This window comes from Roseateles sp. DB2, assembly GCF_051857535.1.
Lineage (GTDB): Bacteria > Pseudomonadota > Gammaproteobacteria > Burkholderiales > Burkholderiaceae_C > Roseateles_B.
This window is the reverse complement of record NZ_JBPZGY010000004.1, coordinates 307812-327466: the sequence shown is the minus strand read 5'-3', so window position 1 is coordinate 327466 and position 19655 is coordinate 307812. Positions and strand designations below refer to the sequence as shown.

General features: G+C 68.5%; 18 protein-coding genes. 10 read left to right on the top strand and 8 right to left on the bottom strand.

Features of this window, described 5'->3' with window-relative positions:
- Positions 1 to 16: 16 nt before the first annotated feature.
- The 5 genes from ACS5PK_RS08810 (at position 17) to ACS5PK_RS08790 (ending at position 4283) form a co-directional block, all read left to right on the top strand.
- A complete protein-coding gene (locus ACS5PK_RS08810) occupies positions 17 to 931 on the top strand; it encodes a PIG-L deacetylase family protein (RefSeq protein ID WP_439439862.1) in 915 nt (304 codons plus the stop codon).
- Positions 932 to 943: 12 nt separating this feature from the next.
- Positions 944 to 1903 (top strand): succinylglutamate desuccinylase/aspartoacylase family protein, encoded by a 960-nt coding sequence (locus tag ACS5PK_RS08805; RefSeq protein WP_439439861.1) that lies wholly within the window; start codon positions 944 to 946, stop codon positions 1901 to 1903.
- Between the two features lie 65 nt (positions 1904 to 1968).
- A complete protein-coding gene (locus tag ACS5PK_RS08800) occupies positions 1969 to 2361 on the top strand; it encodes a hypothetical protein (RefSeq protein ID WP_439439860.1) in 393 nt (130 codons plus the stop codon).
- Positions 2362 to 2420: 59 nt separating this feature from the next.
- Entirely contained in the window at positions 2421 to 3095 is a 675-nt protein-coding gene (locus ACS5PK_RS08795; RefSeq protein WP_439439859.1) for a DsbA family oxidoreductase, read from the top strand.
- 165 nt (positions 3096 to 3260) lie between these two features.
- Complete coding sequence (locus ACS5PK_RS08790; RefSeq protein WP_439439858.1) at positions 3261 to 4283, top strand: recombination-associated protein RdgC; 1023 nt, start codon at positions 3261 to 3263, stop codon at positions 4281 to 4283.
- Here ACS5PK_RS08790 and ACS5PK_RS08785 read toward each other — a convergent pair whose 3' ends face one another.
- The 7 genes from ACS5PK_RS08785 to dusA all read right to left on the bottom strand — a co-directional run bounded on the left by ACS5PK_RS08785 (position 4284) and on the right by dusA (position 10405).
- On the bottom strand, positions 4284 to 4730 hold the full coding sequence (locus ACS5PK_RS08785; protein ID WP_439439857.1) for a hypothetical protein: 447 nt from the start codon (positions 4728 to 4730) through the stop codon (positions 4284 to 4286).
- Between the two features lie 27 nt (positions 4731 to 4757).
- Positions 4758 to 5531: an FAD:protein FMN transferase gene (locus ACS5PK_RS08780; protein ID WP_439439856.1), complete on the bottom strand. Its 774-nt coding sequence runs from the start codon at positions 5529 to 5531 to the stop codon at positions 4758 to 4760.
- The gene (locus tag ACS5PK_RS08775) at positions 5518 to 6060 is read right to left on the bottom strand and encodes an FMN-binding protein (RefSeq protein ID WP_439439855.1); all 543 of its coding nucleotides are present in this window, start codon (positions 6058 to 6060) and stop codon (positions 5518 to 5520) included. Before ACS5PK_RS08775 ends, ACS5PK_RS08780 begins: the two co-directional genes overlap by 14 nt.
- A complete protein-coding gene (locus tag ACS5PK_RS08770; RefSeq protein WP_439439854.1) occupies positions 6060 to 7358 on the bottom strand; it encodes a hypothetical protein in 1299 nt (432 codons plus the stop codon). Before ACS5PK_RS08770 ends, ACS5PK_RS08775 begins: the two co-directional genes overlap by 1 nt.
- Positions 7359 to 7400: 42 nt before the next feature.
- Complete coding sequence (locus tag ACS5PK_RS08765; protein WP_439439853.1) at positions 7401 to 8486, bottom strand: cytochrome-c peroxidase; 1086 nt, start codon at positions 8484 to 8486, stop codon at positions 7401 to 7403.
- A 302-nt stretch (positions 8487 to 8788) separates the two neighbouring features.
- On the bottom strand, positions 8789 to 9421 hold the full coding sequence (locus ACS5PK_RS08760; protein ID WP_439439852.1) for a methylated-DNA--[protein]-cysteine S-methyltransferase: 633 nt from the start codon (positions 9419 to 9421) through the stop codon (positions 8789 to 8791).
- Positions 9422 to 9433: 12 nt separating this feature from the next.
- Positions 9434 to 10405, bottom strand: a complete 972-nt coding sequence (dusA, locus tag ACS5PK_RS08755; protein WP_439439851.1) for a tRNA dihydrouridine(20/20a) synthase DusA — start codon at positions 10403 to 10405, stop codon at positions 9434 to 9436.
- 367 nt (positions 10406 to 10772) lie between these two features.
- On the opposite strand from dusA, the gene ACS5PK_RS08750 reads away from it, so the two are divergent.
- Both ACS5PK_RS08750 and ACS5PK_RS08745 read left to right on the top strand, forming a co-directional pair.
- Entirely contained in the window at positions 10773 to 10940 is a 168-nt protein-coding gene (locus ACS5PK_RS08750) for a hypothetical protein (protein ID WP_439439850.1), read from the top strand.
- Between the two features lie 477 nt (positions 10941 to 11417).
- Entirely contained in the window at positions 11418 to 12656 is a 1239-nt protein-coding gene (locus ACS5PK_RS08745; protein WP_439439849.1) for an alkaline phosphatase PhoX, read from the top strand.
- Between the two features lie 381 nt (positions 12657 to 13037).
- Here ACS5PK_RS08745 and ACS5PK_RS08740 read toward each other — a convergent pair whose 3' ends face one another.
- Complete coding sequence (locus ACS5PK_RS08740; protein ID WP_439439848.1) at positions 13038 to 13691, bottom strand: LuxR C-terminal-related transcriptional regulator; 654 nt, start codon at positions 13689 to 13691, stop codon at positions 13038 to 13040.
- A 136-nt stretch (positions 13692 to 13827) separates the two neighbouring features.
- Here ACS5PK_RS08740 and ACS5PK_RS08735 point away from each other — a divergent pair, with 136 nt between their 5' ends.
- The 3 genes from ACS5PK_RS08735 to ACS5PK_RS08725 all read left to right on the top strand — a co-directional run bounded on the left by ACS5PK_RS08735 (position 13828) and on the right by ACS5PK_RS08725 (position 19649).
- The gene (locus ACS5PK_RS08735; RefSeq protein ID WP_439439847.1) at positions 13828 to 15540 is read left to right on the top strand and encodes an ATP-binding protein; all 1713 of its coding nucleotides are present in this window, start codon (positions 13828 to 13830) and stop codon (positions 15538 to 15540) included.
- 143 nt (positions 15541 to 15683) lie between these two features.
- Positions 15684 to 16877: a hypothetical protein gene (locus tag ACS5PK_RS08730; RefSeq protein WP_439439846.1), complete on the top strand. Its 1194-nt coding sequence runs from the start codon at positions 15684 to 15686 to the stop codon at positions 16875 to 16877.
- 18 nt (positions 16878 to 16895) lie between these two features.
- Positions 16896 to 19649 carry an MMPL family transporter gene (locus tag ACS5PK_RS08725; RefSeq protein ID WP_439439845.1) on the top strand — a complete coding sequence of 918 codons (2754 nt, stop codon included), beginning with the start codon at positions 16896 to 16898 and terminating at the stop codon, positions 19647 to 19649.
- The last annotated feature ends 6 nt before the right edge of the window (positions 19650 to 19655 follow it).

Sequence of the window (19655 nt, the reverse complement as noted above, 5' to 3'; positions counted from 1 at the left end):
CGCCGCTGTTCTCTCGATGTACCCTCCCCGCACCCCAGCCCTCGAAGCCGAAGATGCCCAGCAGGGCCGGCTGCCCGTCACTGAGGCTGACCGGGCCCACGAACTCGCCGCCTGGCTGGACTGGGTGAACGACTGGGCCCGCCTGATGCAGCTCCCTCCCTGCGATGAGGCCTCGCCCGCCCGCAAGCGCCGGGGGCATACGCCGCTGGCCCTGGTCTTCTCGCCGCATCCGGATGACGAATGCATCGTCGGCGCCTTGCCCCTGCGGCTGCGGCGCGAGTCGCACTGGCGGATCTGCAATGTGGCCGTGACCCTGGGCAGCAACCAGGCCCGGCGCCAGCCGCGCTGGCAGGAACTGCGCCAGGCCTGCGAGCTGCTGGACTTCGAAACCCTGCAGCTGGCCGAAGGCGGCCTGGAGCAGGTGCGGCCAGATACCCCCATCGCCCAGCCAGCCCTGTGGCAGGCCCATGTCGACAAGGCCGCCGCCCTGCTGCGCCGCGAGCAGCCGGCCCTGGTGCTGCTGCCGCACGAGGGTGATGGCATCGCCACTCACATGGGCGTGCACCGCCTGGCCCTGGATGCCCTGCAGGCCGCGGGCTACAACGGCCTGGTGGCCCAGACCGAGTACTGGGCCCCGCAGTCCGGCGCCAATCTGATGGTGGAGAGTTCCAGGCAAGACCTGGCACGCCTGGTGCAGGCCCTGTCGCGCCATGTTGGCGAGGTCGCCCGCAATCCCTACCACCTGCGCCTGCCAGCGTGGATGGCGGACAACGTGCGCCGTGGCGGCGAGATGATCGCCGGTGCCGGCACCGCCCCGCCCGCCTTCGGCTTTGCCACGCTGTACCGCCTCACCCGCTGGCTGGCCGGCCGCGAGCAGGACGACCTGCCACCGCGCATGGCCGGTGCCGCTGAGCGCCTCAGCCTGGCCTGAGAAGCAGCCGGCATGGAACTCCCGCGCCCGCAGGACGTGCCCCTGGGGCATTTGCGCCTGCATCAGTACCTCGCACTGGAGCCGGGTCCGCGCCTGCTGGTGTCGGCCGCGGTGCACGGCAACGAGACCTGCGGTGCCCGCGCGCTGTCGCGGCTGGTGAACGCGCTGGACCGGGGTCCGCTGGTCCTGTGCCGCGGCCAGCTGACCCTGCTGCCCATCGCCAATCCCCTGGCCTACCGGCGGCAGCAGCGCCAGGGCGAGCGCAACCTCAACCGCGAGCTGCAGCCCAGGCCGCAGCCCCTGAACTATGAGGACCGCATCGGCAACCTGCTGTGCGCGCTGCTGGCCTCGCACGACGTGCTGCTGGACCTGCACTCCTTCCAGGGCGAGGGCGAGCCCTTCGTCATGCTAGGCCCGCGTGACAACGACGGGCCTGTCGAGCCCTTCACCCGTGCCGAAGCAGAATCCCGTCTGGCCAGGGCGCTAGGGGCTCCTCGCGTGGTCGAAGGCTGGATGAGCTGCTATGCGCGCGGGCTGGCACAGCGGGGTGCGGATCCAGCCGACATCCGCCTGGCCATCGGCACGACCGAAGCCATGCGGCGTGCCGGCGGCTACGGCGTCACCCTTGAATGCGGGCAGCACCAGGACCCGGCCGCCGCCGACTTCGCCTATGACGCTGTGCTGCGGGCCCTGGCCCTTCTGGGCATGATCGCCGCCCGCCCCTTCGAGCCTCAGCCTGCCCCGGAACTGCTGCACATGCGGGAGGTCTTCGACCGCCTCCACCCGCAGGACCGCTTCGCCCGGCCCTGGCGGAATTTCGAGCGCGTGCATGCCGGTGAATGCATCGGCTGGCGGCACGACGGGCAGGCCGTACGGGCCCCCGGCGACGGCCGTCTGGTGTTCCCGGACGAGAAGGCAGCCGTCGGGACCGAATGGTTCTTCTGGGCCGGCCCCAGCGAGCGCAAGCTCTGATCCGGGACATGAAATCGATTCCCAGGCCTTCTACACTGCCAGGGAAGCATCACGCGGAACACTCCATGGACTGGAATCAGCACGGCACCTATCACCTGCGATGGCAAGGCGATGTGCTCGTGATCCAGTACGAGGGCGTCTGGAATGAGGTCGCCATACGGGCCCTGCATCGCGACGCCAGTGCGCTGTGGACCCGGCATGCGGGACCCTGGGCCATGGTGGGTCTCTTCGAAGCCTGGGAAGGGGCCACGCCCGAGGCATTGAGGGACTGGCTGGACTTCTTCCTGAAGGCGGTAGACCATGGCCTGCAGGCCTATGCCGTCGCCATGCCCACGACCCTGCATGCGACCATGGCCGAGGGTCTGCGCCGCGAGACCTCCAAGCGTGTGGACCGCCGCGACTGCGCCGATCTGGCAGACGCCCTGCACTGGCTGACCAAGCTGGGCTACCGCTGCTGAAGCCAGCCTCAGGCGCGGCAATGTCCCTGCGGCAGCAAGCCGCGGCCTGCCGCACTACCATGCCGCTCATGCTCAAGATCGATTTCGTCTCCGACGTCTCCTGCCCCTGGTGCGCCATCGGGCTCAAGTCCCTGGAACAGGCCCTGAGCCAGGTGCCCGAAGTGCAGGCCGAGATCCGCTTCCAGCCCTTCGAGCTGAACCCGCAAATGCCGGCCGAGGGCGAGGAGATCAACGCCCACCTGGCCCGCAAGTACGGCGCCAGCCCGGCCCAGCTGGAGCAGACCCGCGAGCAGATCCGCCAGCGCGGCGCGGCCCTGGGTTTCACCTTCACCAAGGGCGCGCGGGACCGCATCTACAACACCTTCGATGCCCACCGTCTGCTGCACTGGGCCGGCGAGACCGACCTGGCGAAGCAGAAGGCGCTCAAGCTGGCCCTGTTCACCGCCTACTTCACCGAGGGACGCAACCCGGGCGCCCGCGAGGTGCTGCTGGCTGCAGCAGAAAGCGCCGGGCTGGACCGCACCGCCGCCGAGGCCGTGCTGGACAGCGACGCCCATGCCGCTGCCGTGCGCGAACAAGAGTCGCTCTGGCACGCGCAGGGCATCCACTCCGTGCCGGCCCTGGTGATCAACGAGCGCTACCTGCTGCAGGGTGGCCAGCCGCCCGAGGTCTTCGCCCAAGCCTTGCGGCAGATCGCTGCCGAGGACGCCCAGGCCGGCGCTGCTGGCACCTGAGCCTCGGCGGTGCCCCCATTTGCCACGGCTTGTAAAGGGGGCCGGCCCCAGGCGGATCCGCAGCCCGGCTGAGCGACAATGCCATCCGGTCGGCCGCCCTGAGCGGCCCTGGGAATGAATCGATGAACGCCCCGCCGGGGCGTTTTTGCTTGAGAGAGGTCGTCCGTGTTCAAGAATCTCCTGCTGTACCGCATCGCGCCTGAATGGCAGGCCACGATCGAGGAGATCGAAGAGGCCCTGGAGCCCGAGCGCTTCGTGCCCTGCGGTGCCACGCAGCCGCTGTCGGCGGGCTGGGTCTCGCCGCGCGGCCTCGCGCATGCCCCGCTGATCGAGGACGTAGGCGGTCACTGGCTGCTGAAGCTGCAGGTCGAGCAGCGCGTGCTGCCCGGCTCGGTGGTGCGTCGCAAGGTCGACGAACTCTGCGAGCGCATCGAGCAGGAAACCGGCCGCAAGCCCGGCAAGAAGGTCAAGAACGAGCTCAAGGAGCAGGTCACGCAGGAGCTGCTGCCCCAAGCGTTCACCAAGCAAGGCGCCACGCGCGTCTGGATCGACACCAGGCAGCGACTGCTGATGGTGGACGCCGGCTCCGTCAGCAAGGCCGACGAGCTCATCACCCTGCTGGTCAAGTGCCTGCCCAGCCTGGTCGTGCAGCTGCTGCAGACGGCCGAGACGCCCGCCGCCTGCATGGCCGCCTGGCTCTCGGACGGCGTGCCCCCGGCTGGCTTCACCGTGGACCGCGAGTGCGAGCTCAAGAGCGAAGACGAGATGAAGTCCGTGGTGCGCTACGCCCGACACCCCCTGGACATCGAAGAAGTGCGCCAGCACCTGGCCGCCGGCAAGCGCCCCACCAAGCTGGCCCTGACCTGGCGCGACCGGGTCTCCTTCCTGCTGACGGACACCCTGTCCATCAAGAAGATCGCCTTTCTGGACATCGTCTTCGAAGGCCGGGACAAGCCCAGCAAGGACGAGGCCTTCGACGCCGATGCCGCCCTGGCCACCGGCGAGCTCTCGCAGCTGCTGCCGGACCTGATCTACGGGCTGGGAGGCGAGCACGACTTCGCCGCAGCCGCCCTGCAGGGCGTGAGCCTGCAGCTGCAGAAGGACGCAGCATTGCCGGCTTCCTCCGCTTCGCCTGCCACAGCGGCTCTGGCGTCCGGCGGCAGCGAAGAGCCGGCGCCCTGGGACTGATCAGCGGCCGGCGCGGTGGCGTCGCGGGCGGTGCCAGGCCCACAGCAGGGCCAGGCTGGCCGCCAGCCCGGCATGCAGCCAGCCCGTGGCCTCATGCCAGGCCTCTGGAACCAAGTAGAGCAGCCCATAGGCTGTCAGCACCACGGCCATCAGCACCGCACTGAGCCACAGGCCGCTGCGGCGCTGCCCCAGGCGCCCGGCCTGGGCGCTGATCCGCCAGCCCGCCGGCACATGGCTGCCTGCCACCATGCCCAGACCCATCAGCCCCGCCATGCTGGCCAGGCCATGGATACGCAGGACCCAGGCCTCGGCAGGCAGCGGCAGGGTGTCGGCATCGCGCCCGTAGTGCAGCAGCAGCCAGGCCAGGCCTGAGCCCGCCAGGACGGCGAAGCAGGCGTAGAGCCAGCGTTTGTGCCAGCCTGGCAGTTTGAGCAGAGGAGCGCGCATGAAGGACAGGGACAGATACGGGGCCGCTCAGCGCTGCCAGATCCAGACCCGGGCCTTCAGACGCGTGAGCAACGCGGATTCTCCCTTAGAGCCGGGCCCGGCCAGTGCGCCCAGGGCGGCCAGCTTGCACAGGGCGTCGGCCCACAGGGCGGAGGGCGCGGCCACAGCCACCTGCACGTCATACTCGGGGTCCAGGCCGTGGAGCTGGCTGCGGCTGCCCGGCGCGTAATGGCTGCTGGCAAAGGCGCCATCGGCCAGTTGGCCGAACTCGCGCAGGCCGCCGCGGGATTCGTCCCGCAGGAGTAGAGGCACCGGCTCGGGGCCGAATACGCGAAGATCGCCGCCAGCATTGACACTGCCCCAGGACGCGCCGCTGCGACGCAGCCGCGCCAGCAGGCGGTCGACGACAAAGCCCTTGGCAATGCCGCCCAGGTCCAGTTGGACGCCGTTCTGCATCTTGTGCAGAACACCGCCGCGCAGCTGCCAGGCTTGCGCACCGCTGCCCAGCGTGGGATCGAAGCGGCCGCCGCTGCGCCGCTGCAGCCAGGCCGCCACGGCCATCACCCGCTGCGTGGCGGGCTGCAGGGCCAGGCCCTCGCCCCCGGGCAGGGCATTGAAGCGGGCAATGTCGGCCTCTGGCCGGAAACGGCTCAGCAGGCCTTCCAGGCGCTCCAGCAAGGCGAAGGTCTCCTCCAGGCATTGCGCGCCTTGCCGCGAGTCGGGATGGCGCAGGGCCAACTCGACCACGGTGCCCAAGGCAGGCCGGGCCCGGCGCAGCAGCCCCGTCTCAGCTGAGCACACCGCTGCGCCGCGCCTGTTCGATGACCGCCACGATGCGCTTCACGCCCTCGGTCACATGGCCGCAGGAGAGCGTCGCGCCAGAGATGTTGGCGATGTCCTCGCCCAGCTTCAGCGGCGCGCCCTGAGCCTTGCCCAGGAACTGCTTGCGCCAGGCCGGCGTGCGGACCTCGTGGCCATGGCTTTCGCGGTAGGACAGGATCTCCACGCCACGCACCTTGCCGTCTGCGCCTATGCCCACGGCATAGCTGATCAGCTCGAACTTGCCCAGCACCTCGTCCGCGACCACCACGCCCAGCAGCTCCTTGCCTCTGAAGGCCAGGCGCAGCTTCCACTGTGCGCTGCGCGGCTTGACGCCCAGGGCCGCGATGGCCTGGGCCTGCGCGGCGTCCAGCTGCCAGTCACGAAGCTCGAAGCGGTCGGCCTCGGCAAACATCAGCCGGGACGCCGCCTCGGCCGTCATGTAGTCCACGGCAAAGGCCCCGGCAGGGGCCAGGGCCAGCGCGGCGGTGGCGGCCAGGCTCAGGCGCATCAGAAGCTCCAGCCCAGGCCGAGGTTGAGGCGGTTCAGATCCTTGTTCTGCTTGAAGCGCTGCACATCGGCCTTGAACACCACGCCCGGCGCGAACTCGAAGTTGGCGCCCAGGGTGTAAACCTGCTCGGCCGCCGGCACCTCTGGCGTGAGGCCCGCGCCCAGGTCGGCATAGGCCGCCGCGGTGTTGAAGCGCTCCCAGCGCACGAAGGGCTTGAGCACATAGCTGCCCTGCTCCCACAGCTTGTAGGCGGCCTGGACATAGGCGCCGTCAAAGCGCGAGGGAATGAGGCTGTCGCCGCCCACCAGGGGCAGGTTCAGCGCCGCGGTGTTGGAGATGCTGCCGCGGCTGTAGAGGGCCGAGAGGTCCCAGGCGCCCGGCGTCCAACGGGCGTGCAGGTCCCACAGGGTGATGCGGGACTCGCTGGCCTGCTGCTTGTGCGTGGCCTGGCCGGTGAAGACCGAAGCGCCCAGCAGCAGGCCGGGGATGCCGCGGTAGTTGGCCGCCGCGAAGAAGGACAGGTCGCGTGAGCGCGCCAGGGCCATCTCCTGGTGGATGGCGCCCAGCGGGGACTCGCGGCCCTCGCTGCTGCTGGCGTCCCACTTGTTCAGGTCGAAGCCGGTGGCGATACCGCCCTGCAGCGTCCAGCCGCTGTCCAGCTGGCCCACCAGCTGGATGCCGCCTTCACGCCAGGTGCTGGGGATGATGGCCGTCTCGACGAAGTTGCGCTCCACGCCGTAGTAGGCGGTGGGCTCGTGGTTCTCGTTGATCAGACCCATGGGCACGAGGAACAGGCCACCGCGCACTGCCCAGTTGGGATGGAACTGGTGCTCGACATAGGCCTGCTCGATGGCCACCTCACCGGCGTCATCGGCCGAGGCCACGGCGTGCTCCACCTCGATCTCGGTCACGACCTTGGTCTTCTCGTCGAAGCGGTGCTGGTAGCCCAGGACCAGGCGGCGCAGGTCGGCCTGCGCGTCCTTGCTGTTGCTGGTGGGGCGGTTGTAGTTCAGTTCGGTATAGCCGCTCAGCACGGTGGCCGGCGTAGCGGCGGGACGCTCCACTTCGGCCAGCACAGATGCCGGCACCGCCGATGCGGCCGCAGGCTTGGCGGTCTCGGCCGCGCGCTGCTGCTGGACCTGGGCCAGCTCGGCACGCAGCTTGTTCAGCTCCGCGGCCAGTTGATCCACGCGGCGCAGCAGCTCCTGCTCGGTGGTGGTCTGGGCCTGGGCGGGCTGCAGGGCCAGCATCAGGCTGAGGCTCAGGGTGCTGAGCAGAGGCAGGGTCTTCTTGTTCATGAGAGGAAGCTCGCGGAAGGTTCTGAAAAGCTTGGGCAGCGGTCAGCGGACGTAGCCGTCACTGAGCGCGCGAAGGAAGGCGACCACATCGTCGATCTCGGAGTCACTGAGTGCTGGCGCGTCGCCAGGCTTGCGGTTGTAGGGGCCTTCGCTGGTGTTGACGTTGCGCCGCAGGGCTGGGGGCAGGTCGTTGAACTTGTCGATGCTGCCGTCGGCCAGGCGCGGGTACCACTTCTCGGGGTAGACATCGCGCTGCACGTAGAAGCTCACGACCTCGCGCAGGCTGCTGAAGCGCCCGTTGTGGAAGTAGGCCTTGCGCTGGGCCACATTGCGCAGCGAGGGCACCTTGAAGGCGCCGCAGAGGTCCTGGCGCGCCAGCAGATCGCCGCCCTCGCGGGCGCACAGGCCGAGGTCGAAGAAGGCCGGATCGGCGTTCTGGGCCAGGGCGGTGTTGCGCGGCACGCCCAGGGCGTCGTAGCTGAAGTCGGTGAAGAGCGGGAAGCTGCCGTCGGCACCCTTGGCGGAAGGATGGCAGGCGGCGCAGTTGCCCTTGTCCTTGGCGTTGAACAGGGCCAGGCCACGCAGCTCCTGCTCGCTCAGGGTCGTGCGGCCGCGCAGGAACTCGTCGTACTTGCTGCTGTAGGGGCGGAAGTCGGTGTCCTCCAACTGATAGGCCTGCAGAGCCAGTTGCACGCGCTGCAGGGCGTCGGCCGGGTTCTTGAAGATCTCGGCGCCGAACTCCTTCTGGAACTCGGCGGCATAGGGCGCGCGGGCCAGGCGGGCGATCAGGTCCTCGACGCTGGCATTGGCCATCTCCCTGGGATTGAAGAAGGGCTTGCCCGCCTGATCCATGAGGCTGGTGGCGCGGCCATCCCAGAAGAAGCCACCGTTGGGCGTGCCTTCCTTGTCGAAGCCGAAGGCCTTGTTGCTCGCCAGGTAGCGCAGGCCCGGCGCAGTGCGCCCCCCTTCCAGCTCCAGGGCCAGGCCGCCCGGCTCGGTGGGCTTGCCGTTGAGGGCGCCGGCATGGCCGGTCTCCGGTGCATGGCAGCTGATGCAGGCCTGTTTGCCGGACCCCGACAAGCTGACGTCCTTGAAGATCTTCTCCCCCAGCTGAGCCCGGCTGCTCATGCCGCTTTCGGCAGGCAGAGGGCTGATACCGGCATCACTGCTGCTCCCGCCACCACAGGCACTGAGGACGGCACTCAACAAGAGTGCCGAAGCCATCAGGAAAAAGGAATTTCCATGCGGAATTTTGGCGTTTTCAGCGCTTTTTGACGAAAGCTGAGGGTGCGTCTGGGCGTGGAGAAGCATGTTTTGCACTTGGATTAGCAAGCGCAATGATAACAATTCGCAATTGCGAAACCTTTATCCAGATCAATCTGCTTGCCAGAACGGCACACCTCGCCAAGCTGCCTGATGGCGACCGGCGTTCAGAAATGATCCAGGTCCAGGCTGCCCTGCTGTCCAACCCACTGCCCCGTGGCGCGCGCTTCAAGGGCTAGCAAGCGGGCCTTGGTCGCGGCGCCGCCGTGGGCGGAGAAGCCGCCCAGGCCGGCCTTGGATGCCGCGGCGGGCAGCACACGATGGCAGGGCACGATGGGCGCGAAGGGATTCTGTCCCATGGCCTGGCCCACCGCGCGCGCACCGCCCGGCATCTTCAGCTGGGTGGCCAGCTCGCCGTAGCTGCGCGTCTGGCCTTGAGGAATCTGCCGTGCCAGGGTGAACAAGGCGCGCTGGAAGGGGGTCAGCCCGCGTTCGTCCAGCACCACTTGGTTGACGGCCACGGGCTGCGCACTGGCCATGGCCTTCACGCAGGCCATGGCGTCCAGCACAAAGACGGGGACGGCATCGCCCTCACGTGCTTTCTGCGCCGTCGGGAAACGCTGGCGCATGCGATCGCGCGTCTCGCCGCGGCTGGCCTCGGGAAGCTGTGAGCCAACCAGCCCTTGGGCCGACCAAGCCAGGCCGCACAGGCCGATGGCCGTGTCGAAGCAGAGGTATTGGAGCAAGGGCAGCAGGCTGTCGTGCCCGCCTCCCTCCTCACTCGCGAGGCTGGCATCCATGGTGTGACGCGTTCAGGCCACCAGCAAGCCGGCGGGTCGCATGCCGGCCTGCTGCGAGCGTGCCTGGCTGGCCTGCAGGGCCACCTCGCCGGGGCGCAGGCCTTTGAGCTTGTGGTCGGACCAGATCTGGCGCCAGCGGCGGGCCCCGCCCAGGCCGTTGTAGAGGCCCAGGGCATGGCGCATGGCCTGCGGCCAGGGGCGGCCCACCTCGACCACGCGCTCCAGGTACTGCACCCAGGCCTGTTCGACCTGCTCACGGCTCAGCGCCGGACCCGGGGTACCGAAGAAGCGCTGGTCCCAGCCCGCCATCTGCCAGGGTTCGTGGTAGGCCTGACGGCCGACCATGACGCCATCGACGTGCTGCAGCTGCTCGGCGATCTCCTCGTCCGTCTTGAGTCCGCCATTGATCACGATGGTGAGCTGCGGGAACTCGCGCTTGAGCTGGTGGACCAGGGCGTAGCGCAGCGGCGGGACCTCGCGGTTTTCCTTGGGCGACAGGCCCTTGAGCCAGGCATTGCGGGCATGGACGATGAAAACCTCGCAGCCGGCCTCGGCAATGCGGCCGACGAAGTCACGCACGAACTCGTAGCTCTCGATCTTGTCGATGCCGATGCGATGCTTGACCGTCACCGGGATGCTGACGGCGTCCCGCATGGCCTTGACCCCATCGGCCACCAGCTCGGGCTCGGCCATCAGGCAGGCGCCGAAGGCACCGCGCTGCACGCGTTCGCTGGGGCAGCCGCAGTTGAGGTTGACCTCGTCATAGCCCCAGCGCTCGGCCAGCTTTGCGCAGGCGGCCAGGTCTGCCGGCTCGCTGCCACCCAACTGCAGTGCGACGGGGTGTTCCTCCTCGCTGAAGTCCAGATGGCGCGGCTGGTCGCCGTGCAGCAGCGCGCCCGTGGTGACCATCTCGGTGTACAGCAAGGTCTGGCGGGTCAGCAGGCGGTGGAAATAGCGGCAGTGGCGATCGGTCCAGTCCAGCATGGGCGCAACGGACAGCCTCCAAGGGCTCCAAGCTGTTGATTTGTCAGTGGTTTCAGGCATTTTCTAGAGTCCGCGGTAGCACGGAAATGCGCGCATTCCCCCTGGGATGCACCTTCCGGGTGCTACGCCAGTGCGATGGCCGCCATGACACCGGCAATTCGCTGCAAATTTTCCAGGGAGGCCGAGCAGGCGATGGCATCAATTATCCCGCTGAACGGCAGATGGCACGCCCAGGAGCGCCGCAAGGGGCCCCGACACAGACCAGGACCTTCGCGACAAAGGCGCTCACCGAGACCTGGGCTCGTCGGGTCGAAACGAACATCGGACCCGGCCTGGCCGGCTTTGCGCCGCCAGTTCGAAGACCACGATGAGCGAGCTGATCAAGCGCTACACCGAGGGGGTCTCAAGGGCCAAGCCCTTCGAGAAGAACAAGGCGTGGGTCTTGAACCGCATGGCCGACCGCAATGCCGGCCGCGGCCCGTGGGGGAAGCAACTCGCTGACGGCCGGGCCAATCATCCACGGCGTGGTCGATGACGTCCGTGAAACACGCTTGCATAGGGGCATGCTGCGCGGCGCCTGCTCTGCCTTCGCAGCGTCAGCCAGGCCACTTGGCGACCTGCGCTGCGGGCTTCGCCGCCGCAAGGGCGCGGCGATCTCAGCGCATGGCGCGGGGTCGGGACGACGCCAGCCCCACCTTGCACCCCTTTTCTGAAGCTGGCCGGAGCCCTTTGAGGGCCACCGAATGCTTGCCTTCAAGTCTTCGGCCCTGCCGTTGTTGACCGCCGCCAAGGCCCCGGCACTTCAATCGCTATCGCAGGCCCCAGCAAATTGCAATCCAGGGAAGCAGCAAGTCGTAAAGGAGCACAGGCGCTGCGCTGCCGGCACCAATTCACGATCGATTCATCCGTCATTTCTATGGTGCCAGCTCGACAAGAACTTCTTCAGATGTTCTTGCATGCGCGCAGCTAATTCATTGGCGACGCACCCATCAATCCATAGGAGACAGACACGATGAGCAAGCAGCAGGACAAGATCAACGACAAGCGCAGGGAGCTGCTGCGCAATGGGCTGGTGGGAGCCGGCCTCGTATCGACGGGGGCCAGTCACGCCTGGATCAGCAATCTGCCGCCGGTGCCGCCCCAGGTTCAGACCTCTGAGGGTTTGCAGCCCCTGGCCTTTGCCGGGGGATTCGGGGCCTTGCAGGCGGCCGATGCCAACGGCGTGCGACTGCCCGTCGGCTTCAGCTCCCGCATCATCGCCCGCAGCGGTCAGTCCGTGGCGTCGACAGGGTACCGCTGGCATTCGACGCCGGATGGCGGCGCCTGTGCGCCGGTGGCCGGCGGTGGCTGGCGCTACATCGGCAACAGCGAGGTAGACAGCCGGGGCGGCGGCGTGTCGGTGATCGAGTTTGACAGCCTGGGCACACTCACCCGCGCCTATGCCATCTGCACGGGGACCAGCCGCAACTGCGCCGGTGGCATGAGCCCCTGGGGCACATGGATCAGCTGCGAAGAGGTCGAGAATGGCCGCGCCATCGAGTGCGACCCGGCCGGCCTCAAGGCGCCGGTGGTACGCAATGCCATGGGCTGGTTCTACCGCGAGGGGGTGGCCTTCGACATCAAGACGGGCTACGTCTACATGACCGAGGACAAGTCCGATGGCCGTCTGTACCGCTTCATCCCGAAGACGCCCGGGGACCTGAGTGCTGGCAAGGTGCAGGTCGCGCGTCGCTCCGGGACCAAACCGCACTACACGGTCAGCTGGATCGATCTCCCCAACCCCAATCCCACCAGCAGCAGCAACTACACACGCAAGCAGGTCAGCAACAGCTCATCGTTCAACGGCGGCGAAGGCATCTGGTACCAGAACGGCTTCGTCTACTTCACGACCAAGGGCGACAACCGCGTCTGGGCGCTGGAGACGGCGACCAACCAACTGGACATCATCTACGACCCCTCGACATCGTCGACCCCTGTGCTCAGCGGCGTCGACAACATCGTGGGAGCCAAGGATGGCAACCTCTACGTGGCCGAGGACGGCGGTGACCTGCAGGTCTGCGTCATCAATGCGAGGCGCGAGGTGAGCCCCGTGTTGCAACTGGTCGGGCACAACTCGTCCGAAGTCACAGGCATTGCCTTCAGCCCGGACGGCACCCGTCTGTACTTCAGCTCGCAACGGGGCACCACGGGCAGCGGCTCCGGTGGCATGACCTTCGAGGTACGGGGCCCCTTCCTGACGTCTGGGGTTTGATCGCTTGATACCGCCCGCCCCTGCCCTGTCTTGTTCCGGGCTTGTTCAAGCTGGGATGCGGCAGGGGCGCGCAGGCAGGCCCTGAGTTCACCGACCAGGCCTCGGACGCCTGGCTGTCGTCCCCCCTTGGCTCTGTCGCGCAGCAGACCCAGTGGTCTGCCCTGGGCTCCGGCCCGCGCAGTCCCAGGTAATTCTCGACTGCATCTTCCGGATCCAGGAACACCAGGCCATGCCGCCAATGAAGACGCGCTACAGGCCTGGCGTTACCCGGCCCTGAGCGGTCATGTCGAGTACCTCTCGGGCATCGAGCGCATGACCATCGAGCAGGAAGTGCGCCAGCTTGCTCGCCCGGACTGCCGTGCGACGCCTGCCCGGCGGGCGTCAGGATCCGGGCGACTCCAGGTCCAGCAGCTTGAGGCTCAGCACCTTCTTGATCAGCTGGGCCACATTGCTCACGTCCAGCTTGCGCATGAGGTTCTCGCGGTGCTTGTCCACCGTCTTGGGTGACAGCTGGAGCCGCTCGGCGATGGCCGTGTTGGACAGGCCGTCGCACACCAGTTGGATGATCTGCAGCTCCCGCTGCGTGAGCCCTACATCGCCCTCGGCCAGCAGGGCCTGGACGGCGGGCACCACCACACGCTGGCCGGCCAGCACCTGCCGCAGGGCGCCCACGATCTCGCTGCCGCTGCCCTGCTTGAGCAGCACGCCGTCCGCGCCCAGTTCCACCAGTTGGCGCAGCACCAGCGGCGACTGCGCACCCGTGAGCATCACCAGCTTCATTGACGGGTAGCGCTGGCGCAGCCAGGCCAGGGTGGCACCGCTGTCCCCGCCGGGCATGTGGTAATCCAGCACAAGCAGGTCGGGACTGAGGGTCTGCACGGTGCTCTTGAGGGTTTCGAGATCGGCCAGCTCCGCGACAATCTCGAGCTCGGGCAAGGTCCCCAGCATCAGCTTGAGACCGTCTCTGAACACCACGTGGTCGTCTGCCAGCACGACCCGGTATCGCTGTAGTCCTGCGTTGGAAGCTCTTGTCATTGCCCTGTTACTGCTGCTGAGCGCCTGCATGTGTCGGCGGCGGCCGGCGCTGCGCGCCCTGCTTTCGCTGGTCTCCCTGTGGGCCGGATTCTATGGGGTCGCACAGGCACAGGCGCAGGCGCCGGCCCCCTGCCGTGTGTCAGAGGCCGTCCAACGGATCGAGCTTCAGTCCTGCCAGCTCGAGACCCGAGATGCCCGCGGCCGGCGCCAGCTGCAGGCCGCGCTGCTGAGCGACGTCACCCGCACCCTGCATCTGGACCTCGGCGTGCCGGATGCCGAATCCGTCGAGCTGGAACTGCACCAGGGCGGCTACCTGCAGACGCGCATGACCCTGGATGCCCTGGCGCCCTACCCCGCCCGCCCGGTTGCCAGCCCGCGGCTGCAGTTCGAGTTGCAGCTCCCCTCCGGGCCCAGCGAGCTGGTCCTGCGCTACCGCCTGCATGCCGACGGCCGCGTGATCGCACGGCTGTGGCAGGCCGAGGCCCTGCGGGACCAGGAACAGCTGGAAGCGGTGCTCAATGGCGCCATCATCGGCGTGATGCTCACCCTCTTCGTGGTGGTGCTGGCCTACCGGTTGGTCGTCGGCGCCGTGGCCTACCAGGTGTACGCCGTGCTGGTGGCGAGCGAACTGATGCTCCTGCTGCAGACGGCCGGCTACGGCTTCGCCTACTTCTGGCCGGACTCCCCCGGCTGGAACCAGCAGGCCCCCGCGCTGTTCGCCGGACTGGCACTCATCAGCCATGCCGGCTTCGCCCTGAGCTTCCTGCAGCTGCGCAGCCATGGGCTGCTCTACCGCCTGCACCTGGCGCTGATGCTGGCGGTGCTGCTCGCCGCCTTGTTCGCCCTCTACGCGACCCTGGTGCTGCTGGGACTGGCCTATGCCCTGCTGGCGCTGTGGGCCGGCGCGCACAGCGTGCGGGCAGGCCTGGCGGGCGCCCGGCTGTATCTGCTGGGCACGGTGGCCCTGATCGTGCTGGCCCTGTGCCTCTTCGGCTTGGGCGTGCTGGGCGTGCAGCTGATTCCCGGCGTGAGCTTCTTCGTCTATCCCAAGCTGGGCCTGCTGATCGAGGCCGCCTTTTTCGCGGCAGCCATGATCAACCGCGTGCGCCAGCACCAGGAGCAGCTCGCCGAGCAGCGGACCCGGCGGCTGGCCGAGGCCGAGGAGCTGCTGCAGGCCGAGAGCCAGCGCCGTGCTGCGCTGGAGCTGGCACAGCGCCAGCAGCTGCAGCTGGCCAGCGCCAGCCATGACATCTCCCAGCCGCTGGCCTCGCTGCGCTTCGCCATCGAGGCGCTGAAGGCGAGTGCTTCCCATGACGCCATCGCCTCCCATCTGGATCGCACGCTGGACTACGCCCAGACCCTGCTGCGTGATCTCATGGACCAGGCCCGCCGCGAGCGCCCGCGCCCCGACACCGTGGACCTCGGCACGCTGATCGCCCAGGTGGAACAGCAGCAGCAGGGCCTGGCGCGCCAGCGCCGCCTGAGGCTGCGAATGCGGGCAAGCCGGGTGGAGATCGCCGCCTCGGAGCTGCTGCTGGCGCGCATCCTGAACAACCTGGTGGTCAATGCCCTGCGCTACACCCGCGAAGGCCAGGTGCTGGTGGGCGTAAGGCGACGGGCCGACGGCATCGAACTCCAGGTGCTGGACACCGGGCCCGGCCTCAGCCCCGAGCTGCAGGCCACGCTGGGCCGGCCCTTTGTGCGCGGCCAGCAGTTGCGGGAGGACCAGCCTGGCCATGGCCTGGGTCTCTTCATCGTGAAAAGTCTGTGCGCCGAGTGCGGCTTCGAGCTGCGGGTGCGCTCACAGCCCGGCCGCGGCAGTTGCTTTGCCGTCTTCATTCCGCACTGAGTCCTTTCCACGCCCCCGCAGGCCCGGGGGACAGGCGCCAGCGATGCCGCCAATTACGGTGGTCACCGTATCGGCCTTTCGAGGCGCGGTCCCTAGCATGAGTTCCTGTCATCCAACCCTCGTTGTCGAACAGGTTCCCACCCATGCTGTCCACCCTTTGGCGCGCCGCCCTGGCGATGTCCGACCACCGCCGCGCCCTGCGCCTGCTGACCGACCGTCCGCGCCTGGACGTGGTCTTCATCACCAACATCCGTGACGAGGCCGAGCGCCGCCGCTTCTTCCCCGCTGGCGCCTCGCGCAGCGCCCATGCCAGCGGACCCCGCCTGCATCTGCAGGGCATTGCCGGGCAGGTCCGGGGCATCAATTTCACTGCCGAGGAGATGTACAGCCGCGAGGGCCGCAAGCAGGCCAAGGCAGTTTTCATCTCGGCAGTCGAATGGGCGCAGGCGCAGGGCGCACGCGTGGTGCTGCTGGCCGCCTCGACCAAGCGCCTGTTCGGCCGCGACGGCACCGAGCTCAAGCAACGCTTTCCCGAGATGACCTTCACCATCGGCGACAACGGCACCGCTCTGCTGCTGTGCCAGGACGTGGACCGTGCGCTCGCCCTGAGCCAGCTTCAGGGCCGCCAGCCCCGCATCCTCGTCATCGGCCCCTACGGCATCCTGGGCTCAGCGGTGAGCCGCCACCTGATGGGCCGCGGCCATCGCGTGGTCGGCTACGGGGCCAACGAGCGTCTGCTGCAGGACTTCGCGCACGAGACCGGCATGCCCGTGTCCCACCGCATCGAGGAGCTGGGCGAGGTCGACCTGGTAGTGGCCTGCACCCACAGCGCCGAAGCCAAGCTCAGCTGCGAGGCCGTTCAGCGCCTGCGCCGCCGCTACCAACGCCTGCTGGTTGTGGACGTGGCCGAGCCGGCCAACCTGGATGCCGAGGTCTATGCGCGCTGCCGCACCAGCGTGGTCCGCCAGGACGCCGGCAACGCCTACTCGCCGCGCCTGCACTATGTCCTGGGCCCGCTGAGCTGGAACAAGCTGCATCTCTCGCGTGGCACGGTCTTCGGCTGCTTTGCCGAGGCCATGGCGCTCTACCACGCCATCTACCGCCAGCACAACGCCTCGGCCCTGACACGTGACTGGTTCGAGGTGAGCGACTTCAACAGCGCCATCGTGCGCGAGGCCTTTACCGCGCTGGACATCGAACTGCCCCGGCCGCACTGCTTCGGCCGCCCGGTCGAGGACTTCGGTCTTGCCATGCCCTCGGTGGCCCTCAGCGACGCCCTCAAGGACCTGGGCGGCCCGCTGCCCGGCCCGGCCGTCTCCGAGAACCTCCCCCGCTGAACTCCTGCCGCACTCCCCATGGACACACTGACCCAGGCCCTGCGACGGGCCCGACTCCTTCTTGCGCTCTTCGCGCTGATCCTCGCCGGCTTTGCTTGGCTCAACCTGCGCGTGCCCAGTGCCGGCATCGTCCAGGATGCCCTGCTGGACACCGCCAACCCCTACGAGCGCGCCGCACGCGAAGCTGCGCAGACCCGCAGCATCGTCAAGGGCGACACCCTGTCCTTCGTGCTGAGCTTCCCCGGCGGCATCGACGGCCCCGCCCTCGCCCAGACCCTGCGCATGACGAACGAGGTGCGCCAGCTCTTCCCGGAAGGCACGGTCTGGAGCCTGGCGGCCAACAGCGCCGACTACCGTGTGGACGCGGGCAGCCTGGAAGGCCGGGCGCACCTGAGCGTGGCCGACGTCGACGCGACAGGCCGCCTGCGCAGCGGCTTTGATCTCGCCGCCTGGCGCGAGGCGGTGCGCCAGGACCGCAGCGTCTTCGGCAGCCTGGTGAGCCCGCAGTTCGACAGCACGCAGATCGTCGTCTTCCTGCCTGAGGACTACAGCGAGCAGGGCGTGGTCGACCGCGTAGCCCGCTACCTGGAGAAGCGCGAGATCTCGCAGCTGGAGTGGCTGCTGTTCAAGGGCGACATCCACCCCACGGCCGAGTACGCCAATGTGAGCCTGGGCGGCTGGTCGGTCGCGCGGGGTCTCATGCACTACGCGCTGATCTCGGACGTGATGTTCTATTCCACCGTGGGCCTGCTCATCGCCACGCTGGCCGCCATGCTGGCACTGCGCTCCTGGCGGCAGGCGATGCAGGTCAGCGGCGTGATCTTCGTGTCCTTCGTGATCGTGCGCGGGCTGATCCCGCTGATGGCCGACATGGGCCTGAGCTTCTGGGGCCAGCCGGTCTATGAGCGCGTTTACTTCCTGCTGGTGCTGTCGGCGCTGATCGTCTCGGGCATCTCGCTCAATGTGCGGGCCTTCGAGGCCTACAACGAGGCCTGGGCCGCCCATCCGCGCCTGGATCGCGCGGCCCTGTGGCGCCTGGTGGCGCCCATCCGCCACAAGTTCAAGGTGGTGGTCTTCATCGCCTTCCTGAACTTCGCGACCCTGCCCCAGATCGGCATCCGGGGCATTCTGGAGGTGGGGGTGCTGTCGGCCCTGGGCGTGCTGGTGCAGTTGCTGCTCGTCTCAACCTTGCTGCCGGCCCTGCACATCTGCGTGGGCGGATCCCCGGCCGATGCCGGCGCGTCGCGCTGGGGCCGCTGGAGCGAGGCCGTCGAGCGCATGCTGCGGCGCGTGCCGCAGGCCGCCCACCGCCTGCTGGCCCGCCTGAGCCCGCGCGGCAGCCTGCTGCTGTCGCTGTCGGTGACAGGTCTTGCCCTGGCGGGCGCAGCGGTGGTCGTGGTGCATGACCTGCACAGTGCGCATCCCTGGATCGCCGTGCGGGAACGCCCCATCGACTACCTGCCCGACACCATCGTGGACCGCGGCCGTGCCGTTCTGAACCGTCCGGGCGGCGCGGGCTTTGCTCGCCTGTCCTTCCTGGTCCTGCCGGCCCAGGCCCGAGAGTCGCAGGTGGCCATGGACGATCCGGCCTTCCTCGCCAGCGCCCGCGCCCTGCAGCTGCGCCTGCAGACCCTGCCCGGCGCCATGCCCGTGCACTCCATCCTCGACAAGCTCAACCAGATGAGCCTGCGCAGCCCGGACATCCAGCGTCCGCTGCCGCAGAGTGCGCAGCAGGCGCATGAGCTGCTGCAGCTGATCCGCTGGGACCTGGAGAACCCGCGCCTCGCGCCCTACTTCTGGTCAGACGAAGGCCTGGTCCTCTTCGCGGCGCATGCGGCGGACAACTCCCGCGAGCTGCGCATCTTTGCCGAGCAGGTGATGGACCTGGCCCGCGACTTCCCCGAGCTGCGCGTGCTGCCCTTCGGCCGCCTGCACACCTACCACCAGACCGATGCCTACATCAGCCAGGGCAAGCCGCTCAACGTGCTGAGTTCCTTCCCGCTGGTGGTGGGCGTGTGCTTCGCCTGGCTGGCCTGGCGACAGCGTCGACGCCCGGGGCATCCGGCCTCGCGCCGGCAGCGGCTGCATCCGCTGTGGACGGCGATGGCCATCAGCCTGCCCTTTGTCTTCGCCTATGCGCTGATCGTGATGCTCATGGCTGCGCTGTCGCTGCCCCTGGACCAGGCCACAGCCTGCGCCACGGCCCTGGGCATCAATGCCGCGATCGACTTCGACATCTACCTCGTCGACGATTTCCTGCAGGCCCTGCGCCGCGGCGCCACGCCGGACGAGGCCCTGGAGGAAGCGCTGGCCGAGCGAGGTCATGTGACGCTGGTCGACGCGCTGCTCAACGGCATCTGCTTCAGCTTCCTGATGCTGTCGCCCTTCCTGCCCATCCAGCGCCTGGGCCTGCTGATGGTCGTGATGCTGGCCGCCTGCGCCTTCGGTGCCCTGGTGCTGATGGCCGGCGTGCTGCCCGCCTGTGTGCGAGCGCCGCTGGAGACCGCTGTCGAGGATCCGGCCGTCGCACGCTTCTTTGCCAGCCGCCTGCCGGACGATCTATCCGCTGAGCTGCCAGGCGAGCTGTCTTCGGCTCAGGCCGACGCGCAGTCCGAAGGGCTGGATGCCGACGCTGAGCACGCACCCGCCGCAACTCCCCCGGCCCCTGCTGACGCTGCACCTGACATGCGCCCCGTGGCCTCCGCCGCCACCGCGCAGGACCCGCCCCCCGCCTCGTCCACCGCGGCCACTGCCATGGCCGCTGCCGACTGAACACTG

Excerpts from the sequence above, each read along its gene's own strand:
- ACS5PK_RS08810 (WP_439439862.1), top strand. The coding sequence starts at position 17 with ATGTACCCTCCCCGCACCCCAGCCCTCGAAGCCGAAGATGCCCAGCAG.
- ACS5PK_RS08805 (WP_439439861.1), top strand. The coding sequence starts at position 944 with ATGGAACTCCCGCGCCCGCAGGACGTGCCCCTGGGGCATTTGCGCCTG.
- ACS5PK_RS08800 (WP_439439860.1), top strand. The coding sequence starts at position 1,969 with ATGGACTGGAATCAGCACGGCACCTATCACCTGCGATGGCAAGGCGAT.
- ACS5PK_RS08795 (WP_439439859.1), top strand. The coding sequence starts at position 2,421 with ATGCCGCTCATGCTCAAGATCGATTTCGTCTCCGACGTCTCCTGCCCC.
- ACS5PK_RS08785 (WP_439439857.1), bottom strand. The coding sequence starts at position 4,730 with ATGCGCGCTCCTCTGCTCAAACTGCCAGGCTGGCACAAACGCTGGCTC.
- ACS5PK_RS08775 (WP_439439855.1), bottom strand. The coding sequence starts at position 6,060 with ATGCGCCTGAGCCTGGCCGCCACCGCCGCGCTGGCCCTGGCCCCTGCC.
- ACS5PK_RS08770 (WP_439439854.1), bottom strand. The coding sequence starts at position 7,358 with ATGAACAAGAAGACCCTGCCTCTGCTCAGCACCCTGAGCCTCAGCCTG.
- ACS5PK_RS08765 (WP_439439853.1), bottom strand. The coding sequence starts at position 8,486 with ATGAGCAGCCGGGCTCAGCTGGGGGAGAAGATCTTCAAGGACGTCAGC.
- ACS5PK_RS08760 (WP_439439852.1), bottom strand. The coding sequence starts at position 9,421 with ATGGATGCCAGCCTCGCGAGTGAGGAGGGAGGCGGGCACGACAGCCTG.
- dusA (WP_439439851.1), bottom strand. The coding sequence starts at position 10,405 with ATGCTGGACTGGACCGATCGCCACTGCCGCTATTTCCACCGCCTGCTG.
- ACS5PK_RS08750 (WP_439439850.1), top strand. The coding sequence starts at position 10,773 with ATGAGCGAGCTGATCAAGCGCTACACCGAGGGGGTCTCAAGGGCCAAG.
- ACS5PK_RS08745 (WP_439439849.1), top strand. The coding sequence starts at position 11,418 with ATGAGCAAGCAGCAGGACAAGATCAACGACAAGCGCAGGGAGCTGCTG.
- ACS5PK_RS08740 (WP_439439848.1), bottom strand. The coding sequence starts at position 13,691 with ATGACAAGAGCTTCCAACGCAGGACTACAGCGATACCGGGTCGTGCTG.
- ACS5PK_RS08730 (WP_439439846.1), top strand. The coding sequence starts at position 15,684 with ATGCTGTCCACCCTTTGGCGCGCCGCCCTGGCGATGTCCGACCACCGC.
- ACS5PK_RS08725 (WP_439439845.1), top strand. The coding sequence starts at position 16,896 with ATGGACACACTGACCCAGGCCCTGCGACGGGCCCGACTCCTTCTTGCG.